The 21,120-nt window shown below is 60.6% G+C and carries 16 protein-coding genes and 4 tRNA genes; 3 read left to right on the top strand and 17 right to left on the bottom strand.

All coding sequences use genetic code 11. The features are described 5' to 3' along the window. Window positions 1–113: 113 nt before the first annotated feature. The 5 genes from asd to leuC all read right to left on the bottom strand — a co-directional run bounded on the left by asd (window position 114) and on the right by leuC (window position 5,428). Window positions 114–1,226 carry an aspartate-semialdehyde dehydrogenase gene (asd, locus tag K3819_RS10045; RefSeq protein WP_011333354.1) on the bottom strand — a complete coding sequence of 371 codons (1,113 nt, stop codon included), beginning with the start codon at window positions 1,224–1,226 and terminating at the stop codon, window positions 114–116. 66 nt (window positions 1,227–1,292) lie between these two features. Further along, window positions 1,293–2,375, bottom strand: coding sequence for a 3-isopropylmalate dehydrogenase (gene leuB, locus K3819_RS10040; RefSeq protein WP_221399143.1), 1,083 nt, complete (start codon window positions 2,373–2,375; stop codon window positions 1,293–1,295). Between the two features lie 69 nt (window positions 2,376–2,444). Beyond that, on the bottom strand, window positions 2,445–3,209 hold the full coding sequence (locus K3819_RS10035) for a class I SAM-dependent methyltransferase (RefSeq protein WP_064594826.1): 765 nt from the start codon (window positions 3,207–3,209) through the stop codon (window positions 2,445–2,447). Window positions 3,210–3,353: 144 nt separating this feature from the next. Continuing rightward, window positions 3,354–3,998, bottom strand: a complete 645-nt coding sequence (gene leuD / locus K3819_RS10030) for a 3-isopropylmalate dehydratase small subunit (protein ID WP_007956446.1) — start codon at window positions 3,996–3,998, stop codon at window positions 3,354–3,356. Between the two features lie 11 nt (window positions 3,999–4,009). Next, window positions 4,010–5,428, bottom strand: a complete 1,419-nt coding sequence (gene leuC / locus K3819_RS10025; RefSeq protein ID WP_221399142.1) for a 3-isopropylmalate dehydratase large subunit — start codon at window positions 5,426–5,428, stop codon at window positions 4,010–4,012. 140 nt (window positions 5,429–5,568) lie between these two features. Between leuC and K3819_RS10020 the strand changes: the two genes are divergently transcribed. The 3 genes from K3819_RS10020 (at window position 5,569) to K3819_RS10010 (ending at window position 11,607) form a co-directional block, all read left to right on the top strand. Next, on the top strand, window positions 5,569–6,459 hold the full coding sequence (locus tag K3819_RS10020; protein WP_221399141.1) for a LysR family transcriptional regulator: 891 nt from the start codon (window positions 5,569–5,571) through the stop codon (window positions 6,457–6,459). A gap of 68 nt (window positions 6,460–6,527) precedes the next feature. Next, window positions 6,528–9,806 carry a bifunctional diguanylate cyclase/phosphodiesterase gene (locus tag K3819_RS10015; protein WP_039770156.1) on the top strand — a complete coding sequence of 1,093 codons (3,279 nt, stop codon included), beginning with the start codon at window positions 6,528–6,530 and terminating at the stop codon, window positions 9,804–9,806. Between the two features lie 109 nt (window positions 9,807–9,915). Continuing rightward, window positions 9,916–11,607 carry a molecular chaperone HscC gene (locus K3819_RS10010; protein WP_221399140.1) on the top strand — a complete coding sequence of 564 codons (1,692 nt, stop codon included), beginning with the start codon at window positions 9,916–9,918 and terminating at the stop codon, window positions 11,605–11,607. On the opposite strand, the gene K3819_RS10005 is transcribed toward K3819_RS10010, so the two are convergent. The 12 genes from K3819_RS10005 to gltX all read right to left on the bottom strand — a co-directional run bounded on the left by K3819_RS10005 (window position 11,604) and on the right by gltX (window position 21,020). After that, on the bottom strand, window positions 11,604–14,282 hold the full coding sequence (locus tag K3819_RS10005) for a DUF805 domain-containing protein (protein ID WP_221399139.1): 2,679 nt from the start codon (window positions 14,280–14,282) through the stop codon (window positions 11,604–11,606). The two genes, K3819_RS10010 and K3819_RS10005, sit on opposite strands and share 4 nt — an antisense overlap. After that, on the bottom strand, window positions 14,279–15,058 hold the full coding sequence (locus K3819_RS10000) for a DUF1266 domain-containing protein (protein WP_309475020.1): 780 nt from the start codon (window positions 15,056–15,058) through the stop codon (window positions 14,279–14,281). The genes K3819_RS10005 and K3819_RS10000 overlap by 4 nt, the downstream gene beginning before the upstream one ends. A gap of 105 nt (window positions 15,059–15,163) precedes the next feature. Then, entirely contained in the window at window positions 15,164–15,610 is a 447-nt protein-coding gene (locus tag K3819_RS09995) for an Hsp20 family protein (protein WP_063429319.1), read from the bottom strand. 121 nt (window positions 15,611–15,731) lie between these two features. Beyond that, on the bottom strand, window positions 15,732–16,691 hold the full coding sequence (locus K3819_RS09990; protein ID WP_085648997.1) for a tRNA-dihydrouridine synthase: 960 nt from the start codon (window positions 16,689–16,691) through the stop codon (window positions 15,732–15,734). Between the two features lie 35 nt (window positions 16,692–16,726). Then, entirely contained in the window at window positions 16,727–17,188 is a 462-nt protein-coding gene (locus K3819_RS09985) for a thioesterase family protein (protein WP_011333342.1), read from the bottom strand. Window positions 17,189–17,235: 47 nt separating this feature from the next. Next, a complete protein-coding gene (locus tag K3819_RS09980; protein ID WP_085612829.1) occupies window positions 17,236–18,069 on the bottom strand; it encodes an alpha/beta fold hydrolase in 834 nt (277 codons plus the stop codon). A gap of 30 nt (window positions 18,070–18,099) precedes the next feature. Next, window positions 18,100–18,639, bottom strand: coding sequence for a TetR/AcrR family transcriptional regulator (locus K3819_RS09975; protein ID WP_039770145.1), 540 nt, complete (start codon window positions 18,637–18,639; stop codon window positions 18,100–18,102). A gap of 183 nt (window positions 18,640–18,822) precedes the next feature. Continuing rightward, window positions 18,823–18,898: transfer RNA gene (locus K3819_RS09970), tRNA-Glu, on the bottom strand. Window positions 18,899–18,976: 78 nt separating this feature from the next. Beyond that, window positions 18,977–19,052: transfer RNA gene (locus tag K3819_RS09965), tRNA-Ala, on the bottom strand. A 53-nt stretch (window positions 19,053–19,105) separates the two neighbouring features. Continuing rightward, window positions 19,106–19,181, bottom strand: a tRNA-Glu gene (locus tag K3819_RS09960). Window positions 19,182–19,260: 79 nt separating this feature from the next. Further along, window positions 19,261–19,336 (bottom strand) — tRNA-Ala (locus K3819_RS09955). A 202-nt stretch (window positions 19,337–19,538) separates the two neighbouring features. After that, window positions 19,539–21,020, bottom strand: coding sequence for a glutamate--tRNA ligase (gene gltX / locus K3819_RS09950; protein ID WP_007956429.1), 1,482 nt, complete (start codon window positions 21,018–21,020; stop codon window positions 19,539–19,541). Window positions 21,021–21,120 lie beyond the last annotated feature (100 nt).

Genomic DNA, 21,120 nt, shown 5'->3' with positions numbered 1-21,120 from the left:
GCGGACGCGGAGCGTCCATGGCTGCATTCCCACGCAGAGCATGGGAACGATCAACAGGTACAAAAAAACCCGCGCCTCTTGCAAGGCGCGGGTTCTTTCATTGCATCAAGCGATCAACGCTCAAGCAGGATCCGCAGCATGCGACGCAGCGGTTCGGCCGCGCCCCACAGCAGTTGGTCGCCGACGGTGAAGGCACCGACGAACTGCGAACCCATGTTCAGCTTGCGCAGACGACCGACCGGTACGTTCAGGGTGCCGGTGACTTTCGTCGGGCTCAGCTCCTGCATGCTGATTTCACGGTTGTTCGGCACCAGCTTGACCCAAGGGTTGTGCTGGCTGATCAGCCCTTCGATGTCGGCGATCGGCACGTCCTTGTTCAGCTTGATGGTCAGCGCCTGGCTGTGGCAACGCATGGCGCCGATGCGCACGCAGATGCCGTCGACCGGGATCGGGCTCTTGAAGCGACCGAGGATCTTGTTGGTCTCGGCCTGGGCCTTCCACTCTTCGCGGCTCTGGCCGTTCGGCAGTTCCTTGTCGATCCACGGGATCAGGCTGCCGGCCAGCGGTACGCCGAAGTTTTCGGTCGGGTATGCGTCGCTGCGCATGGCTTCGGCCACACGGCGGTCGATGTCGAGGATCGCGCTGGCCGGATCAGCCAGTTGATCGGCGACAGCGGCGTGGGTCGCGCCCATCTGCTTGATCAGTTCACGCATGTTCTGTGCACCGGCACCAGACGCCGCCTGATAGGTCATGGCGCTCATCCACTCGACCAGACCGGCTTCGAACAGACCGCCCAGGCCCATCAGCATCAGGCTGACGGTGCAGTTGCCGCCGATGTAGTTCTTGGTGCCTGCGTCGAGCTGCTGGTCGATGACCTTGCGGTTGACCGGATCGAGGATGATAACGGCGTCGTCGTTCATCCGCAGGCTCGAGGCCGCGTCGATCCAGTAACCCTGCCAGCCGGCTTCGCGCAGCTTCGGGAATACTTCGCTGGTGTAGTCGCCGCCCTGGCAGGTCAGGATCACGTCGAGGGTTTTCAGCTCTTCAATGCTGTAAGCGTCCTTGAGCGGAGCAATGTCCTTGCCCACGGACGGGCCTTGGCCACCGACATTGGAAGTGGTGAAAAACACCGGCTCGATAAGATCGAAATCCTGCTCTTCCAGCATCCGCTGCATGAGCACGGAACCGACCATGCCGCGCCAACCGATCAGACCTACACGTTTCATCGCAACTACACCTTCTTGAAAAGTGGGCCGCTGCTTTGTATTGAATTTCGCAGCGGGCCCGAGAGATTACAGATTCCGCAGCGCGGCGACTACTGCGTCACCCATTTCCTGCGTACCGACTTTAGTGCAACCGGTCGAAAAGATGTCGCCGGTGCGCAGACCCTTATCCAGCACCACGCTGACCGCTTTCTCGATGGCGTCGGCGGCTTCGTGCAGATTGAAGCTGTAACGCAGCATCATCGACACCGACAGGATGGTCGCCAGCGGGTTGGCAATGCCTTTGCCGGCGATGTCCGGTGCCGAGCCGTGGCAAGGCTCGTACATGCCCTTGTTGTTGGCATCCAGCGAGGCCGACGGCAGCATGCCGATGGAGCCGGTGAGCATCGACGCTTCGTCGGACAGGATGTCGCCGAACATGTTGTCGGTGACGATCACGTCGAACTGCTTCGGCGCACGCACCAGTTGCATGGCGGCGTTGTCGACGTACATGTGGCTCAGCTCGACGTCCGGGTAATCCTTGGCCACCTGCTCGACCACTTCACGCCACAGTTGGCTGGACGCCAGCACGTTGGCCTTGTCCACCGAGCACAGTTTCTTGCCACGCACGCGGGCCATGTCGAAACCGACGCGGGCGATGCGGCGGATTTCGCTTTCGCTGTACGGCAGCGTGTCGTAGGACTGGCGCTCGCCGTTTTCCAGGGTGCGGGTGCCGCGCGGTGCGCCGAAGTAGATGCCGCCGGTCAGCTCACGGACGATCAGGATGTCCAGGCCGGCAACGATTTCCGGCTTCAGGCTCGAAGCCTCGGCCAGTTGCGGGTACAGGATCGCCGGGCGCAGGTTGCCGAACAGGCCCAATTGCGCACGGATTTTCAGCAGACCGCGCTCAGGGCGGATGTCACGCTCGATGGTGTCCCATTTCGGGCCGCCGACGGCGCCCAGCAGCACCGCGTCGGCGGCACGGGCGCGATCGAGGGTTTCGTCGGCCAGCGGCACGCCGTGCTTGTCGATGGCGGCGCCACCGATCACGTCATGGCTCAGCTCGAAGCCCAGGCTGTACTTGTCGTTGGCCAACTCCAGCACCTTGACCGCTTCGGCCATGATTTCCGGACCAATACCGTCGCCTGGGAGAATCAGAATCTGCTTGCTCATGCTTTCCTCGTGTCTTCAGTCGGTGCGCCGTCGACGGGCGCGCCGGGAAAAATGCTTGTCGTTCGAAACTTACTTTTCGGCCCAGAGCACCAGTACATCTGTACTGAACGAACCATCGGCCTCAATCTCAAAATATTCGCGCACTTCGTTGCCCATCGATTGCTGCAACTGGCGGATCGCGACGCGCATCACTTCGGGTGTGCGCATGCGCTCGACCCAGCTGTTGTACTCCAGACGCAGGCGCTGACGCGTAGTGCTGCGGGTGTGCAAACCGGCCTCGCTGACCTGGCGCAACCACTCACCGGCCGAATAATCGCGCACATGGCTGGTGTCGCGCAGCACTTCGACGCTCTGCAAATAGGTGTCGAACAGCGGACTGCCCGGCGACAGCACATCGATGAACGCCGCCACGCCACCCGGTTTCAGCACCCGGCGCACTTCGCGCAAGGCCACACCGAGATCGCTCCAATGGTGCGCCGAATAGCGGCTGAACACGAAGTCGAATTCGCCATCGGCGAACGGCAGGTGCTCGGCGGCGCCGTTGACCGTGGACACATTGCTCAAGCCGCGATCAACGGCCGCGGCGGCAACCACGTCGAGCATCTGTTGCGACAGGTCGTAGGCCACCACTTCCTTCACCAACGGGGCGACGTGAAAACTCACGTGCCCGGCGCCGCAACCCAAGTCCAGCACCCGAGCCTCGCCCTGCCCCGCCAGTTCAGCCTGCAGCAGCGCAAATTCAGTGCCTTGAGCGTGAACGGCGCTGCTCAGGTAGGCGGCGGCCTGTTCACCGAACTGCTTCTGTACAACCTGACTGTGGGCGGTGCTGGTCATGGGTACGTCCTTTTCTGGGTCAAGTCTTGCGCTGCCTTTGCCGGCCTCATCGCTGGCAAGCCAGCTCCCACAGTAAATGCAGCGTTCACAAAACCTGTGGGAGCGGGCTTGCCCGCGATGGGGCCAGCCCTGACTACATCAATCTCACGCGTCGCGGAACAACCACGGCTGGCTCGCGCGATGCTTGGCTTCAAACGCGGCAATCGCATCGCCGTCCTGCAGGGTCAGGCCGATGTCGTCCAGGCCATTGAGCAGGCAGTGTTTGCGGAAGGCGTCGATCTCGAAGCGGTAGACCTTGCCGTTCGGGCTGGTCACGGTCTGCTCGTGCAGATCGATCTGCAACTGATAGCCCGGCGCGGCCTCGACCTGTTTGAACAGCTCGTCGACTTCGGCGTCGCTCAGGATGATCGGCAGCAAACCGTTCTTGAAGCTGTTGTTAAAGAAGATGTCGGCATAGCTCGGCGCGATGATGCTGCGGAAACCGTACTCTTCCAGCGCCCACGGCGCGTGCTCACGGCTGGAACCGCAACCGAAGTTTTCGCGGGCCAGCAACACGCTGGCGCCTTGATAGCGCTCGGCGTTGAGCACGAATTCCTTGTTCAGCGGACGCTTGGAGTTGTCCTGATACGGCTGCCCCACATCGAGGTAACGCCATTCGTCGAACAGGTTCGGGCCGAAACCGGTGCGCTTGATCGACTTCAGAAACTGCTTCGGAATGATCTGATCGGTATCGACGTTGGCACGATCCAGAGGCGCGACGAGACCAGTGTGCTGGGTAAAAGCTTTCATGCTGCGCTCCTTTAGATCAATTCACGAACGTCGATGAAACGACCGTTCACCGCCGCCGCAGCGGCCATGGCCGGGCTGACGAGGTGGGTACGGCCACCGGCGCCCTGACGGCCTTCGAAGTTACGGTTGGAGGTCGAGGCGCAATGCTCGCCGGACTCCAGACGGTCCGGGTTCATCGCCAGGCACATCGAGCAACCCGGCTCGCGCCATTCGAAACCGGCTTCGAGGAAGATCTTGTCCAGACCTTCGGCCTCGGCCTGGGCCTTCACCAGACCCGAGCCCGGCACCACGATGGCCTGCTTGATGGTCGACGCAACCTTGCGACCCTTGGCGATCACCGCCGCAGCGCGCAAGTCTTCGATCCGCGAGTTGGTGCAGGAACCGATGAATACGCGGTCGAGCTGGATGTCGGTGATTGCCTGATTGGCGGTCAAACCCATGTATTTCAATGCACGGACGATAGAGTCGCGTTTGACCAGATCCATCTCTTTAGCCGGGTCCGGCACTTTCTGATCAACGGCCAGCACCATTTCCGGCGATGTGCCCCAGCTGACTTGCGGCTTGATCTGCGTGGCGTCGAGCTCGACCACGGTGTCGAAATGCGCGTCGGCGTCGGACACCAGGTCTTTCCAGGACTCGACAGCCAAATCCCACTCGGCGCCTTTCGGTGCGAACGGACGACCCTTGACGTAATCCACAGTCTTCTGGTCCGCCGCCACCAGACCCACGCGGGCGCCGGCTTCGATGGACATGTTGCAGATGGTCATGCGGCCTTCGATCGACAGATCGCGGATCGCGCTACCGGCGAACTCGATCGCATGGCCGTTACCGCCAGCGGTGCCGATCTTGCCGATCACCGCGAGAACGATGTCCTTGGCGGTCACGCCGAACGGCAACTGGCCTTCGACGCGCACCAGCATGTTCTTCATTTTCTTGGCGACCAGGCACTGGGTGGCGAGCACGTGCTCGACCTCGGAAGTGCCGATCCCGTGAGCCAAAGCGCCGAACGCGCCGTGGGTCGAGGTGTGCGAGTCGCCGCAGACCACGGTCATGCCCGGCAAGGTCGCGCCCTGCTCCGGGCTGATCACGTGAACGATGCCCTGACGCACGTCGTTCATCTTGAATTCGACGATGCCGTATTCATCGCAGTTGTCGTCGAGGGTCTGAACCTGCAAACGCGAGACCTGGTCGGCAATGGCTTCGATGCCGCCCTTGCGCTCCGGGGTGGTCGGTACGTTGTGGTCCGGGGTGGCGATGTTGGCATCGATGCGCCACGGCTTGCGCCCGGCCAGACGCAGGCCTTCGAAGGCTTGCGGCGAGGTCACTTCGTGGATGATGTGACGATCGATATAGATCAGCGCCGAGCCATCGTCGCGCTGCTTGACCAAATGCGAATCCCAGAGCTTGTCGTAGAGCGTTTTGCCGGCCATCAGACGGTTCCTCATCAGCTTGTTTCTATGCCCTGGGCTTATCAATAACCCTTTGGCTTGTGAGGCCGATCCTATGGGGTTAGATTAAATAACTCAAATTCATATTTTTTATGCTTTGGATAACCAACTGGAATACGAACATGGACCTGGCCAACCTCAATGCTTTTATCGCGATTGCCGAGACTGGAAGCTTCTCCAGTGCCGGCGAACGGCTGCACCTGACACAACCGGCCATCAGCAAACGCATCGCCGGATTGGAGCAGCAATTGAATGTGCGGCTGTTCGACCGCCTCGGTCGTGAAGTGGGCCTGACCGAGGCCGGCCGGGCTCTGCTGCCACGGGCTTATCAGATTCTCAACGTGCTGGACGACACGCGCCGCGCCCTGACCAACCTGACCGGCGAAGTCACCGGCCGCCTGACCCTGGCCACCAGTCACCACATCGGCCTGCACCGTCTGCCGCCCTTATTGAGGGAATACACTCGCCGCTACCCACAGGTGGCGCTGGATATTCAGTTCCTCGATTCGGAAGTGGCCTACGAGGAAATTCTCCATGGCCGGGCAGAACTGGCAGTCATCACCCTGGCGCCGGAGCCGCATACGCTGGTCAAGGCCACGCCAGTCTGGGATGACCCGCTGGATTTCGTGGTGGCCCCGGAACATTCATTGATCAGCAACGGCGCCGTCACATTGGCGGACATTGCCGGTCATCCGGCGGTTTTCCCCGGCGGCAACACTTTTACCCACCATATTGTGCAGCGGCTGTTCGAGGCTCAGGGCCTGACGCCGAACATCGCCATGAGCACCAACTACCTGGAAACCATCAAGATGATGGTGTCGATCGGCCTGGCCTGGAGCGTTTTGCCGCGCACGATGCTCGATGAACAGGTGGCGCGCATACCTTTACCGGGCATACAGCTCAGTCGCCAGCTAGGCTATATCCTGCACACTGAAAGGACGCTGTCGAATGCTGCACGGGCGTTTATGGCCCTGCTGGACGCTCAAATCGATCTGCCAGGGACTCTCGGCTAACTTGTGCTACTCCTATAGAGCTGCCGCCCCTGTGCCAAACGCCCAAATCAGCTCAAGGCCCCTTAACAATGCCGAAATCTGTTGACCGTATTCCGCCGATGCCGCGTATTCAGGCCATTGATCCACGGCGATCCGAGCAGAGCTGGGAGAGCGCGCCGCAATTGCTCGCGGCGCTCAACGGTGCCCGGCTCGGCGCCTGGTACTGGGACATCGAGCGCGGGCAGATCAGTTGGTCGCGGGGCACCCAGGCCTTGTTCGGCTTTGATCCTCGGCAACCGCTGCCCGAAGACCTGGAATATCTCGACCTGCTGCCACCGGAAGACCGGGCGAAAACCATCCGCGCCTTCCACGCGGTGATTGCCGGCGCTCCGCTGGAACAGGCGATGCACCATCGCATCCGCTGGCCCGACGGCAGCCTGCACTGGCTGGAAATCAACGGCAGCCTGCTCCCCGACAAACACGGTCGACCCCGAATGATCGGGGTGATCCGCGAAATCACCCACCAGCGGCAACGGGAACAGGCGCTCAGCAGTTCGGAGAAACGTTTTGCGACACTGTTTCATCTATGTCCGAACATGGTGCTGCTGACCCGCCAGGAAGACGGCCTGATCAGCGAGGCCAACCAGTATTTCGAAAGCCTGTTCGGCTGGCCGGTACAAAGCGCCATCGGGCGCACCACCCTGGAACTGGGCCTGTGGGTGCATCCCGAGCAACGGGCGGAGCTGGTCAAGAAAACCAAGGCCAAGGGTGAACTGGTCAGCATGGAGGTGCAGTTCCGCGCCAGCAACGGCCAGATCCACGACGGCATCCTCAGCGCGCAAAAGGTCGAACTCGAAGGCCAGCCTTACCTGCTCAGCACTTTTCTCGACACTACCGAACGAAAAGCCGCCGAACATGCCCTGAAAGACAGCCAGGAACGCCTCGACCTGGCGCTGGATTCGGCGCAACTCGGCACCTGGGACTGGCACATTCCCAGCGGCATGCTCTACGGCTCGGCCCGGGCGGCGCAATTGCACGGCCTGGAGCCGAAACCGTTCCATGAATCGTTCGAAGAATTCTTCGAAGGCGTCCCCGGCGAAGAACGCGACAGCATGCGCGATGCCTATCGCAGCCTGCGCGAAGGCCCGGCGGGCAATTACCAGCTGACTTACCGCGTGCAACTGCCGGACGGCAGCTCGCGCTATCTGGAAAGCCGCGCCCGCCTCTATCGCGACGACAACGGCGTACCGCTGCGGATGGCCGGCACCCTGCTGGACATCACCGATCAGGTCGAGCGCGAACAACGGTTGGTGGCTTCGGAAGAGAAATTCGCCACGCTGTTCCAGGTCAGCCCCGACCCGATCTGCGTCACGCGCCAGGAAACCGGGGAATTCATCGAGATCAACTCCAGCTTTTCCCAGACCTTCGGCTGGAGTGCCAGCGATGTGATCGGCCACACCGCCGAAGAAATCGGCCTGTGGGACGCCTCGGCGAAAAGCCTGCAACGCATCGAACGGGTGATCCGCGAACAGGGCCTGAGCAACGTCGCGATCATCGTCCAGCACAAGGACGGCCAGTCGCTGACCTGCGTGATTTCCAGCCGCCAGATCAGCGTCGGTAACCAGCCGTGCATCGTCACCACGCTGCGCGACATCACCCAGCAACAGCGCTCGGAAGCGGCGCTCAAAGCCAGCGAAGAGAAATTCGCCAAGGCGTTTCACTCCAGTCCCGACGCGATCACCATCACCGAACGCGACACCGGGCGCTATCTGGAGGTCAACGACGGCTTCTGCCGCCTCACCGGCTATCGCGCCGACGAAGTGGTGGGCAAAACCGTGTATCAGGTCGGTATCTGGGCCGAGGAAAAACAGCGTTCGGCACTGCTGGCCGAGCTACAGATCAAGGGCCGCGTGCACCATCAGGAAATGCTCGGGCGCAACAAGCGCGGCGAGATCCTGACGGTGGAGGTCTCGGTCGAGCCGATCACCCTCAACGAAACCGCCTGCCTGCTGCTCACCGCCCGGGACGTCAGCCTGCTGAAGAACGCCGAAGCGCAGATCCGCCATCTGGCCTATCACGACCCGCTGACCAACCTGCCCAACCGCGCGCTGCTGATGGATCGCCTGAGCCAGCAGATCGCCCTGCTCAAGCGTCACAACCTGCGCGGTGCGCTGCTGTTTCTCGATCTGGATCACTTCAAGCACATCAACGACTCGCTGGGTCACCCGGTCGGCGACACGGTGCTGAAAATCATCACCGCACGGCTTGAAGCCAGCGTGCGCATGGAAGACACCGTGGCGCGGCTCGGTGGCGATGAATTCGTGGTGTTGCTCAGCGGTCTGGAAGGCACGCGCAACGAAGTCAGTGCGCAAGTACGCGAGCTGGCCGACACCATTCGCGAGTTGCTGTCGGAGCCGATGTTCCTCGACGGCCAGCGTCTGCAAGTGACGCCGAGCATCGGCGTGGCGCTGATTCCCGATCACGGCTCAACCCCGACCGATCTGCTCAAACGCGCCGATATCGCGCTATACCGCGCCAAGGATTCCGGGCGCAACACCACGCAGATGTATCACAACACCATGCAGAAAGCGGCCAGCGAACGGCTGCGCATGGAGACCGACCTGCGTCTGGCGCTGGCCCGGGGGGAATTCGACGTGCATTACCAACCGCAGATCGACGCCCAGGACAACCGCATCATCGGCGCCGAAGCCCTGGTACGCTGGAATCACCCGGAACTCGGCGCGCAATCGCCTACCGAATTCATCAAGGTGCTGGAGGACAGCGGGCTGATTCTGGAGGTCGGCACCTGGATCCTCGACGAGGCGTGCGAAGCCTTCAAACAATTGATCGCCGAAAAGCTGATCGATCCTCTGGCCTTCAGCCTGTGTGTGAACATCAGCCCCCGGCAGTTCCGCCAGAACGACTTCGTCGAGCGCATCGAGCACAGCATGAGCAGCCACGGCCTGCCTTGCTCGCTGTTGAAACTGGAAATCACCGAAGGCATCGTCATCCAGAACCTGGAAGACACCATCAGCAAAATGCGCCGCCTGAAAAAACTCGGCGTGAGTTTTGCCATGGACGATTTCGGCACCGGCTATTCATCGCTGACGTACCTGAAACGATTGCCGGTGGACACGCTGAAGATCGATCAGTCATTCATCCGCGACGCCACCACCGACCCCAACGACGCCGAAATCATCCGCGCCATCGTCGCCATGGCCCGCAGCCTGGAGCTGGAAGTGATCGCCGAAGGCGTGGAAACCCCGGAACAGCTGGCCTTCCTGCAAGGGTTGGGCTGCCATTTGTATCAAGGATATTTGCACAGTCGGCCGTTGCCGCTGGAAGGGTTAAAAGGATTGCTGGAATGACCAGACACCTGCAGTCGCTTACCACAGGCATTGTCGCCAGGCCGGTAATTGCCAGGGTTGGCGGCAACCTGTAGGGTCGCGTTTTTTTCGCGCTGTTTCGAGATCGATCATGCAGGATGCATCCCTCCCCCGCCCGGCCCTGCTGGGCATTGACCTTGGCACCACCAACAGTTTGATCGCCGTCTGGCAGGACGGTCAGGCCCGATTGATCCCCAACGCCCTCGGCGAGGTGCTGACCCCGTCGGTGGTCAGCCTCGATGAAGACGGGACCATTCTGGTAGGCAAGGCTGCACGCGCACGCCTGACAACCCACCCGGAACGTACAGCCGCCGCGTTCAAGCGCTTCATGGGCAGCGACCGGCAGATCGAACTCGGCACCAAAACCTTCAGCCCCGAAGAGTTATCGGCACTGGTGCTGGGCTCACTCAAGCAGGACGCCGAAGCCTTTCTCGGCCACCCGGTGGCTGAAGCGGTGATTTCCGTGCCGGCGTATTTCAGTGACGAACAACGCAAACGCACCCTGTTTGCCGCCGAACTGGCAGGCCTGAAGGTTTCCCGACTGATCAACGAGCCAACCGCCGCCGCGATGGCGTATGGGCTGCACGAGCAGAAATTCGAACGCACGCTGATATTCGATCTGGGCGGCGGGACGTTCGATGTCACTGTGCTGGAATATGCGTTGCCGCTGATTGAAGTGCATGCGTCCACCGGCGACAACTTTTTGGGTGGGGAGGACTTTACCGAGGCCTTGCTGCAGGCATGCCTCAAGGCGTGGCAGCTCACCCCGGCGCACATTGAAGCCCAGAATCTCGCCAGCCTTTGCGACAACCTTGAACAGCTCAAGTGCAAGCTCTCCGAAGGTACTCAAAGCCTGAACTGGCGCAATGGGGACAGTTCGTATGAATGGTCGCTGGACGAAAGCGGCGCCGTAAAGATCTGGGAACCACTTCTGGCCCGTTTGCGCGCACCGATCGAGCAAGCCCTGCGTGATGCCCGCCTCAAACCCCGAGATCTCGACAGCCTGGTGTTGGTAGGCGGTGCCACCCGGATGCCAGCGGTGCAGCAAATGGTGGCCACGCTGTTCGGACGCCTGCCTTATCGACACCTCGATCCGGACACGATTGTCGCACTGGGTGCGGCGACGCAAGCGGCGTGCAAGGCGCGGGACGGTGCGGTTGAAGAACTGATCCTGACCGATGTCTGCCCTTACACACTGGGAATTTCGACCAACCGTGGTGAAGGTATCAGCGGCGCTTTTTCACCGATCATCGAGCGTAATACCATTATTCCAACATCCAGGGTGCAACGCTTTTACACCACGCATCCACAGCAGGAGACCATTCGCATCGCGGTCTACCAGGGCGAACGCCCTTGGGTGCGCGATAACATTTTCATTGATGCTTTCGACGTACCGGTAACGGCGAGCGAACAGATCCAGGCTCTGGATGTGCGTTTCAGCTACGACATCAACGGATTGCTCGAGGTTGACGTCAACTTGCTGGACAGCGGTGAACGTCACAGCCACAGCATTGATCGAAGCCCGACCGGGCTCGACGAACAATCGCGACAAAACAGTCACGAGCGACTCGCCACCCTGAAAATCCACCCCCGAGACGCCCTTCCAAACCGGACGCTACTGGCCCGGCTGGAGCGTGCGTGGACGCAAAGCCTGGGGGACGAACGCGAACGCATTGCCGACTGGCTGGACACGTTCACCACCGTGCTCGGCAGCCAGCAATCGGAAGAGATTGCCAGCCACCGGTCACAACTCAACAAGGCTCTGGATCAACTTCGCCTCTAACCGTTCAGCCGTCGCAGCGTGGCCTGCAAACCGCCGGGCAGTGTGTCTTCACCGACGCTGTCCGGTGGCACGCCGTACCGATTGGGCAAAGTGTCACCGGGAAATCCGAACAATATCAGCGGCAAGAAAGGCAGTACCGGCGACAACACTGCGATGATCAGCAAGGTGGGAATCCCTCGCCCCATATCATGCAGACGACGCAAAATCGCGCCGAGCAGGAACGTTGCGCCCAACAACATCACGATGATTCCGGCCAGCGGCGTACCGCTGAGCAACGCCGCCAAAGGTGTGATCAACACAGCGCCAATGACCTGCCAGATGAATGCGCCTCGCCCCAACCGCGAGCCCAAACGCCAGAACGCTGAAGCCGGCGTCGGGCGGGTGTCGCTTTTGGCCTGCAACAAACGCTCACTCCACGACAACAGTGCGCTGAAGGCAAAACGCAGACCGAGGCCATTCTCGGGATTGTCCTTGGCTCGTTGCATGCGCAGCAGCATTTTCTGCCGCGGCACACCGGCACTGCCGTAACGCACCAATCCCTTGAGCACATCCACGGCCAGGCCGAAAGCATCACTGTTGATCCCTTCTTCCTCCAGAAGCGCTGAAGGTGGATGCGGCGGCTCACCCTTGATCAAACCGTGGCGGAAACCATCGAACCAGTCCTGTGGATTGACGACCTCGGTAATCCTGTCGAGCAGGTATTTTCGCTGTTGGGCATCCAGCAGAGGATCGTGATACAGCACGCCCCCCAGCAGCATGCGCCCGAGCAAATCGTCATCGAACGCCTTGATATCGCTGCGCATGCACTCGAACAAGCGGTCGTTGCTCAGCAACCGCGCACTGTCGAGCGCCTCTTGAGCGCTCAACAGCTGACGGGCAAGCATGGCATGCACCGGATCTGCCGCTTGCAACCACCCGAGCAGACCGCTGGCACTGCCCTGTTCGCGATTCAACCGGCAGAGCAACGGTTGCAAACGGGCCAGAGGATGCTCCCGCTCTATATTCATCGAGTCGACGCAATGCGCCGACTGCGCGCCCAGCCAGCGCACCGGCTGGTCGAGCGTCGCCAGCAGATACAGGGCCTGACGATGCCATTCCCACACATCGCAACGACCATCGATAGCGGGAAGCAACATGCCCTGCCCGGCGAGTTGTGCCTGCAACTTCAGTCCGTCGAGCAGCGCGCCTTGCTTGCCGAGGCCGAATGCCTCATCCAGTCGGGCCAACAAACGAGCGTCGTAGGCTCGCAGGCGACGCATCCACAGCAGACAAAGCGCCAGCGGTTTGCCCTTCTGCAACACCGGCTCAAGTACCGGTTGCGCTGAATTGCTCGCCAGAAATGCTTTCAGTGCCAGCGGAATCGGTGCCTGGGTCAACCAGCAGATTTGCTGGTCGGCCTGATACTTGAAGCCTTCCAACACCAGTTGTTCAAGAATGTCCGAAGCCTGCGGCGCCTCCATGATTTGTTGCAGCAATGGAACGTCACCCCGGTGCAGCGCCCAGGCGTACTGGTACAGCGTCTGCAGTCGCGGGTCATCGCTGGCGACGATCAGAGATGCCAGTAACGGTAATTCATCACCACTGATGCGCCATTCGACGAAGGCATCGGCAATGTCATGCAGCTCAAGCTGTCGGGCGCGAAACCAGCGACCCAGTGTTTCCGGACGCTGCGAAGGGCTGCCGTATTCCTGGGTGACATCACCCAGGTCATCGGACCAGTCGCGGAAATTCTCGAGGCGATCAAAGGCCTGAATCAACAACGGCAAACGCTGGGGTTGATGACGCGCGCACAGGGCCAGGAGCCAGTCTGCGGCTTTCGGGTGCTGATGCTCTCGCCAGAGACGCACCCAAGCCTGCAGCGCCAATTCTTCCATGCCCAAGGCGCTGCGCTGGCACGCCAGCAGATAGAGCCAGTCAACATCCATCGGCGCAAGCCGATGCTGCTCGTTGATGATTTCGAGAAAGCCTTTGCTGGCAATGCCGGCCTGACTGAACTGGATGGCCAGACGCTGCAGCAAACCGTCGTCCGGCGGTAGCGGTACGCAGGTGTGAAGGTTGGCGAAATGACGGTAATCATCCAGTGACGCATTACGGTGCAGATGATTCAGCGTACGCAAAAACCATAGCGTTTCCAGTTGCGCGACGACTGGCCATTCGCTCATCAACGATGTATCGAAAGGATCCGCCGCCTCGATACGCTGCAAAAATTCGTCGACATGCCGGGCATTTTCGAAATCCAGATCGAGCATCCGACTCGCCCAGCCCATGCGTTGGGCGAGCAAGCGTGCGCAGACGTGGGAAATAGGCCCTGCATCGAGCAACTCGCGCAGCAAAGGCCAGCAAACCTCATCCAAAACCTCAAGCGGCACTTGATCCAGCTCAAAAATGAAGACCTGCCACGCCGCAGGAGCGAATCGGCGCGCAGAATCATTGAGCAACGCATCAAAGCCGCTCAACAGCTGATCGCCGGCAGTCAGCTCGGCGGCAGCCGGTGCATCTGCCTCGGGCTCATCTTCTCGGGCAAAGCGCAAGGCGATTTCATAGGCCTCGCGCAATGCCTGGAAACCTTCAGGGTCCGTTTCCGGATGGTGCTGTGGCAAACGCGCGCGATAGGCGCCACGAATGGCTTCATTGTCTTTGGTGGGCTCGATACCCAAGCGAATCCAGCAGCTCATGACCAGTCGAACTCCCCTAGAGACTCAGGGCGTTCCGGCAGATGCAGGGGCATGTCCCAAGGCAATTGTGCAAAAAAATCGCGAGCGTCGCGATCCAGCTTCCTGATCACCACCGTCGTGCCGATGTAATCACCCTGCCGGTCGTACTCGTGAGCCAGTTCCTCATCCTTGTTGCCGAGGCAATGCCAAAAGGCTTTGCCGATGACAAAACCGTTCAGATAACTGGTCCAACTGTCGTAGTAATACCGCGCACGCGCCGCCATGCGACCGTGCAACCAGAGGCTTTCGGTCAGGTCGATCCAGCCGTGCAGCACTGCGGAGCGCAGCAGAAACCCCATACGCCCGATATCCCAGGCGCGAATGCCGCCGGAGCCGCACTCTCCGAACGTACGGCTGGCCAATTCGTAAAAAGCCCGTTGCCGGCTGTCGAGTGTTTCGATCAGCGCTTGCCACTCGGAAGGCAGGCAGCGTTCCCATTGACGATAGGCTTCGTTCAACTGTGTGGCGTGCCCGTTGTCAGCCGTGCGCAACATGTCCAACAGTTGCGGGCGCGTGGTAATGCCCCACCCGCCTTCGACATCGACGTGCTTGAGGTCGAAGCAATAGGTGGGCGCGGTGTAATCGGCATCGGGATTCAGGGCGACCAAAGGCGCAGAAAGCGCATACAACCAGCGCTGTTCTATTTCGTCCATGAAGAAAGGCTCCGGGGCCGGTGGAAGATAGGAAGTGCCGGCCTTGTCGGCGCGGATTGTAAAGAGCCGGGAAACCAGCGGCAAACCCCGCGACGATTTTCCTGCGCCCACAAAAAAAGGCCCCGACGTATCGGGGCCTTCATTCAGCGGCTTATCGTCCGTTCAGACGATTTTGTTTCTGCAAGTGACTCAGTGTTGCAGAGCCGGCTTCTGCGCCCCGTTGATCGGGATGCGCTTGGCTTTCGCCTCTTCCGGGATCACGCGCAACAGGTCGATGCTCAACAGACCGTTGCTCAGACCGGCAGCCTTGATCTCGATGTGATCGGCCAGGCGGAAGGACAGCTTGAATGCACGCTGGGCAATGCCCTGGTGCAGGAACGTGACGCCTTCGTTGGCATCACGCTTGCCGCCACTGATGGTCAGCACGCCTTTTTCGACTTGCAGTTCCAGGTCTTCTTCCTGGAAACCGGCCGCCGCCACGACGATGCGGTATTGATCGTCACCGTGTTTTTCCACGTTGTAAGGCGGATAGGTGCTGCCTGGCTCGTTGCGCAGGGCGGTTTCGAACAGGTCGTTGAAACGGTCGAAACCCACCGAGGAACGGAACAGTGGAGCGAGGGAAAATGCAGTACTCATGATTCAAATCTCCTGAAAACAATCAGCAAGTTTTTTTGTCTCCGCGACCCGAATTCGGCATCGCGTAACCCTTAGATAGGGACCTGCGTTTTGTTTTCAAGAGCGTATTTGCAGATTTTTTTCAGGCCGCTTCAGCGACCGGCAAACCCAGTAAACGCGAGACTTGATCCGGCTCGGTTTCACGCCGAAGCACGGTAAACAGCTCGACGGCCTCAGGGTAATTGCGGGTCAGCATGGCCAGCCACTGCTTCAAACGGCCCGGCGACTGGCGCGCGGTCATTTGCGCTTTGGCTTGCAGCCAGAAGTCCTGGATCAGTGGCATCAGTTCGGTCCAGGTCATCTCGACGACTTCCTCGCCAGCACGGGCGGCGGCGATCTGACGGGCCAGATCCGGGCGCGACACCAGACCACGACCGAGCATGATGTCTTCGACGCCGCTGATTTCCCGGCAGCGGCGCCAGTCTTCGACGCTCCAGATATCGCCGTTGGCGAACACCGGCACCTTGACCACGTCCTGCACGCGCGGGATCCACTCCCAATGCGCCGGCGGCTTATAGCCGTCGACCTTGGTCCGGGCGTGAACCACGATGTGCTCGGCGCCGCCCTCGGCCAGCGCCGTGGCGCACACCAGCGCGCCGTCCGGGCTGTCGAACCCCAGGCGCATCTTGGCGGTGACGGGAATGTGTGCGGGCACGGCGCGACGCACGTGCTCGACGATCCGGTTGAGCAACTCCGGCTCCTTGAGCAGTACCGCACCCCCGCGGGATTTGTTGACGGTCTTGGCCGGGCAACCGAAGTTCAGGTCTATCACTTCGGAGCCCAGCTCGCAGGCCAGCGCCGCGTTTTCCGCCAGGCACACCGGATCGGAACCCAGCAACTGCACGCGCAGTGGCACGCCGGAAGCGGTGCGGGCACCGTTGAGCAGTTCAGGGCCGAACTTGTGGAAATAGGCCGGGGTCAGCAACTGGTCGTTGACCCGAATGAACTCGGTCACGCACCAGTCAATACCGCCGACACGGGTCAGGACATCGCGCAGGATGTCATCGACCAACCCTTCCATCGGCGCCAGAGCAATTTGCATGGGAAACACACACTCAAGGAAAAACGTGCGGCAGTTTACTGGGTTTCGCGGGTTAAACCCATGTCCGCCGTCTGTATGGCCGGGCCGTAGCCTTCGATGAACTCGGCGGGCATGCGCTTGGGCCTGCCGGTGGACAGCTCGATGCAGACGAAGGTGGTCTGGGCGCGCAGCAGCGTGGCGTTGTCGCTGGGGCGGATCAGCTGGAAGTGACGGGTCATTTTCAGGCGCTGATCCCAATCGACGATCCAGGTCGCCAGTTGCAGCTCATCGCCTTCGTAGGCGGCGGCCAGGTAATCGATTTCGTGTCGCACCACGGCCATCGCCCGATCCAGACGCCGGTACTCGACCAGATCCAGGCCCAGGCGCTGCGAGTGGCGCCAGGCACAACGCTCGAGCCAGGTCACGTAGACCGCGTTGTTGGCATGGCCCAGCCCGTCGATGTCCTCGGCGCCCACTTGCAGATCAATGGTAAATGGCGTTGCCCGATCCCAGCCCATGCCCTACTCCCGGTCAGATGATTCAACCGGGGCAGTGTAACGGATGACTACGCCGATTGCCGCGCCTGAAGGCTGCGCCCGGCCAGCAGTGATAACACGCCATCAATCACTCGAGGGTCGGCCAGCACGCGCTGATGGCCGCCGGCTTCCAGGCGCAGCAGGCGACTGTCGAACCAGGATTCGTGGATCAATTGGGATTCCTTGACCGAAACGAAGGTGTCGTCCTCGGCATGCACGATCAGGCCTGGCATATCCAGTTGATAGTGCGCGACATCAAGGGTGGCGGCGCGCATGCCGACGTCCTGTTCGACCTGACGAATGAACGCCGAGCGAGCCCTGGGCGGCATGCCGACATAACGGGCAAACCCGCGCAACACCCCGAGAATCCGCGCCGGAGCGGCAATGCTCACGAGGGTTTCGGTGCGCAATCCTAATTGCACCGCCAGCATGGCGCTGGCGCCGCCCATGGAGTGACCGATGACAGCCTGCAACGGAGGCAATTCGGCAGCGGCTTCAAGCATCGCTCGAGCGAACAGGACCACGTTGGCTTCACGCCCCGGCGAGCGACCGTGAGCCGGGCCATCAAGCGCGACAACGGTGTAACCCGCTTCAACCAGCGCGGTGATCAACGCGGCAAACTGGGTGGGCCGCCCTTCCCAGCCGTGCATCAGCAAAACAGTCGGGCCTTGCCCCCAGCGCAGGGCCGAGAGACCGAAGCGCAAGGTGATGCGTTCGGATTTCGCCAGCAGCGGCAATTCCCAGTCCCTCGGTTTATTCACGCGCGGCGTCATGAACGCCAACCGCATTTTGCTCGCCACCAGTTTCGGTGCGAACCAGCCCAAGGTGCCATTAACGCCGCGAACCCACTTCAACGTGCTCATCGCTCTCTCCCCGGGCTTGTAGCCTTCAGGTCAACGCACCGCCGACTTGGCGGCGCGCAGCAATCGATCGGATAAATCCCCAGGACCCAACGCCCTCGCGAGCGCCAGGCCACCCACCATCAAGGCCACGTCGGCTAACGCTTTGTCGGTGTCTTCCGGCGCTGCGGCCAACTGCGCAATCATCAATTCCAAGTGTTCGTTCAACGCGATCCGAAAGGCCTCCGGCAGACGGCCCAGCTCACCAATGGAGGCCGGAATCGGGCACGCCGAATCGCTGGAATCGCGATGCTTGCGCGACAGATAGAACGCGGCTACCAGAGCGCGGCGCTCTTCACCGGTCAGCTCGCTATCCATGTCGGCAATCAGGTCGCGACGGCGACCGAGCAATTGCTTGAACGCCTCAAGCATCATGGCGTCCTTGCTTTCGAAGTGGGCATAGAAGCCGCCGACGGTCAGGCCCGCCGCACCCATCACTTCGCCCACGCTCGGTTCAGCCGGACCGCGCTGGATCAGTGCAGCACTGGCGGCCTTGAGAATGCGTTCGCGGGTTTGAGCTTTCTTGTCGTTCATCGTCGCCTCCGAATATTACGATAGCAATATTATTCTCATAATAATATTCCGCAAGTCACACGCGTGACCGCTGGTCTGAAGCACAGTGTTAAGGAAAAAGAGGATTTGGCCAAACGCCAGACAAACAAAAGGGCCATTCAATAATTGAATGACCCTTATAAAATCCCGCAGAGCGGGTAATCGTGGCGTCCCCTAGGGGACTCGAACCCCTGTTACCGCCGTGAAAGGGCGGTGTCCTAGGCCACTAGACGAAGGGGACACAAACCTTCTATACAACTGATCAGCGCTGAGTACTGATCGATTCAAGGCCGGTGTGGCCAGACCTTGAACTGTAAATTGGTGGAGCTAAGCGGGATCGAACCGCTGACCTCCTGCATGCCATGCAGGCGCTCTCCCAGCTGAGCTATAGCCCCGGATTTTTCGCCTCTCGGCGGAGCGACATCTTGCAACATCGCTTCTGTAAAACTGGCGTCCCCTAGGGGACTCGAACCCCTGTTACCGCCGTGAAAGGGCGGTGTCCTAGGCCACTAGACGAAGGGGACGCAAACCCTTCTATACAACTGATCAACGCTGAGTGTTGATCGCTTCGAAGCCGGTGTGGCCAGGCTTCGAAGTGTAAATTGGTGGAGCTAGACGGGATCGAACCGTCGACCTCTTGCATGCCATGCAAGCGCTCTCCCAGCTGAGCTATAGCCCCTCATCGTTGATGTCATCGCTGAGGACGGGGCGAATCTTAAGGGCGTATCGAAAGGCTGTCAAACTTATTTTTGAAAAAATTCAAAATTTTTTGTCGGCATTACAATCACTTACCGCCCTCCCCCCGTAAATTCGGGGGAAAACACCGAAGGACAGGATCAAAAGATCCTGACCTTCGGCGCGTCCTGCAGAGTCAAACGCAATCAGGCGATGGCGCCCAACAGCTTTTCCCACTCTTTGTTTTCTTTCTTCGACACGCCGCCCAGCAGGTCAATCGCCTGACGCAGACGGAAACGGGTCAGGTCCGGCCCGAGGATTTCCATCGCATCGAGCACCGACACCGAACTCGCCTGCCCTGTGATCGCAGCAAACATCAGCGGCATCGCATCACGCAGCTTCAGCTCGAGGGATTCGACCACCGCCTGAATCGTCGCGGTGATGCTGTCCTTCTCCCACTGACGCAGGCTCTCAAGCTTCCACAGGATCAATTGCATCAACTGACGAACCTGATCGCCCGACAGCTTTTTCGATTCGAACAGCTTGGCATCCGGGTTCACGCCACCGGCGAAGAAGAATCCGGCCAGCGGTGCAACCTGGCTGAAGGTTTCGACACGGCCCTGAACGTGCGGCGCGATCTTCATCATGTATTCGGAATTGAACGCCCACTTCTGTACGCGAGCGGCGAACTCTTCCACCGGCAGATCACGCAGCCACTGGCCGTTGAGCCACGACAGTTTCTCGATGTCGAAAATCGGCCCGCCCAGCGACACGCGCTTGAGGTCGAAGTTGTCGACCATTTCCTGCAGCGAGAACTTCTCGCGCTCGTCCGGCATCGACCAGCCCATGCGGCCCAGGTAGTTGAGCATCGCCTCAGGCATGAAACCCATGCGCTCGTAGAATGTCACCGAAGTCGGGTTCTTGCGCTTGGACAACTTGCTCTTGTCCGGGTTACGCAGCAGCGGCATGTAGCACAGCTCCGGCTGTTCCCAGCCGAAGTATTCGTAAAGCAGGATCAGTTTCGGCGCCGACGGCAGCCATTCTTCGCCGCGCAGCACGTGGGTGATGCCCATCAGGTGATCGTCGACTACGTTGGCCAGGAAGTACGTCGGCAGGCCGTCGGTCTTCATCAGCACTTGCATGTCCATGCGATCCCACGGGATCTCGACATCGCCACGCAGCATGTCCGGCACCACGCAGACGCCTTCACTCGGCACCTTCATGCGGATCACGTGCGGCTCGCCGGCAGCCAGGCGACGGGCGACTTCTTCCTTGGACAGCAGCAGCGCGCGGCCGTCGTAACGCGGGGTTTCGCCGCGAGCCATTTGCTCGGCGCGCATCTGGTCCAGTTCTTCAGCGGTGCAGAAGCACGGGAAGGCGTGGCCCATGTCGACCAGCTGCTGGCAGTACTTCTGGTAGATATCGCCGCGCTCGCTCTGACGGTAAGGACCGTGCGGACCGCCGACGTCCGGGCCTTCGCTCCAGTCGATACCCAGCCAGCGCAGGGCGTCGAAGATCTGCTGTTCGGACTCGCGGGTCGAACGCAACTGATCGGTGTCTTCGATCCGCAGGATGAACTCACCGCCGTGCTGCTTGGCAAAGCAGTAGTTGAACAGTGCGATGTAAGCGGTACCTACGTGGGGATCCCCGGTAGGCGATGGCGCGATGCGAGTGCGGACGGTGGTCATGGCATGTCTCGAAAAGAATGAAAAGCAAAGAACGATCAAGCGGCGAATGGTAACAGGCGACACCCGCCCCGCTCCAGCGGGCAGGGCATTTAAGCCAAGG

It is taken from the genome of Pseudomonas sp. 3-2 (genome assembly GCF_019710535.1).
Taxonomy (GTDB): domain Bacteria; phylum Pseudomonadota; class Gammaproteobacteria; order Pseudomonadales; family Pseudomonadaceae; genus Aquipseudomonas; species Aquipseudomonas pharyngis.
Note: the sequence above shows the minus strand (reverse complement) of the source record. Positions and strands in the feature narration are given on the sequence as shown.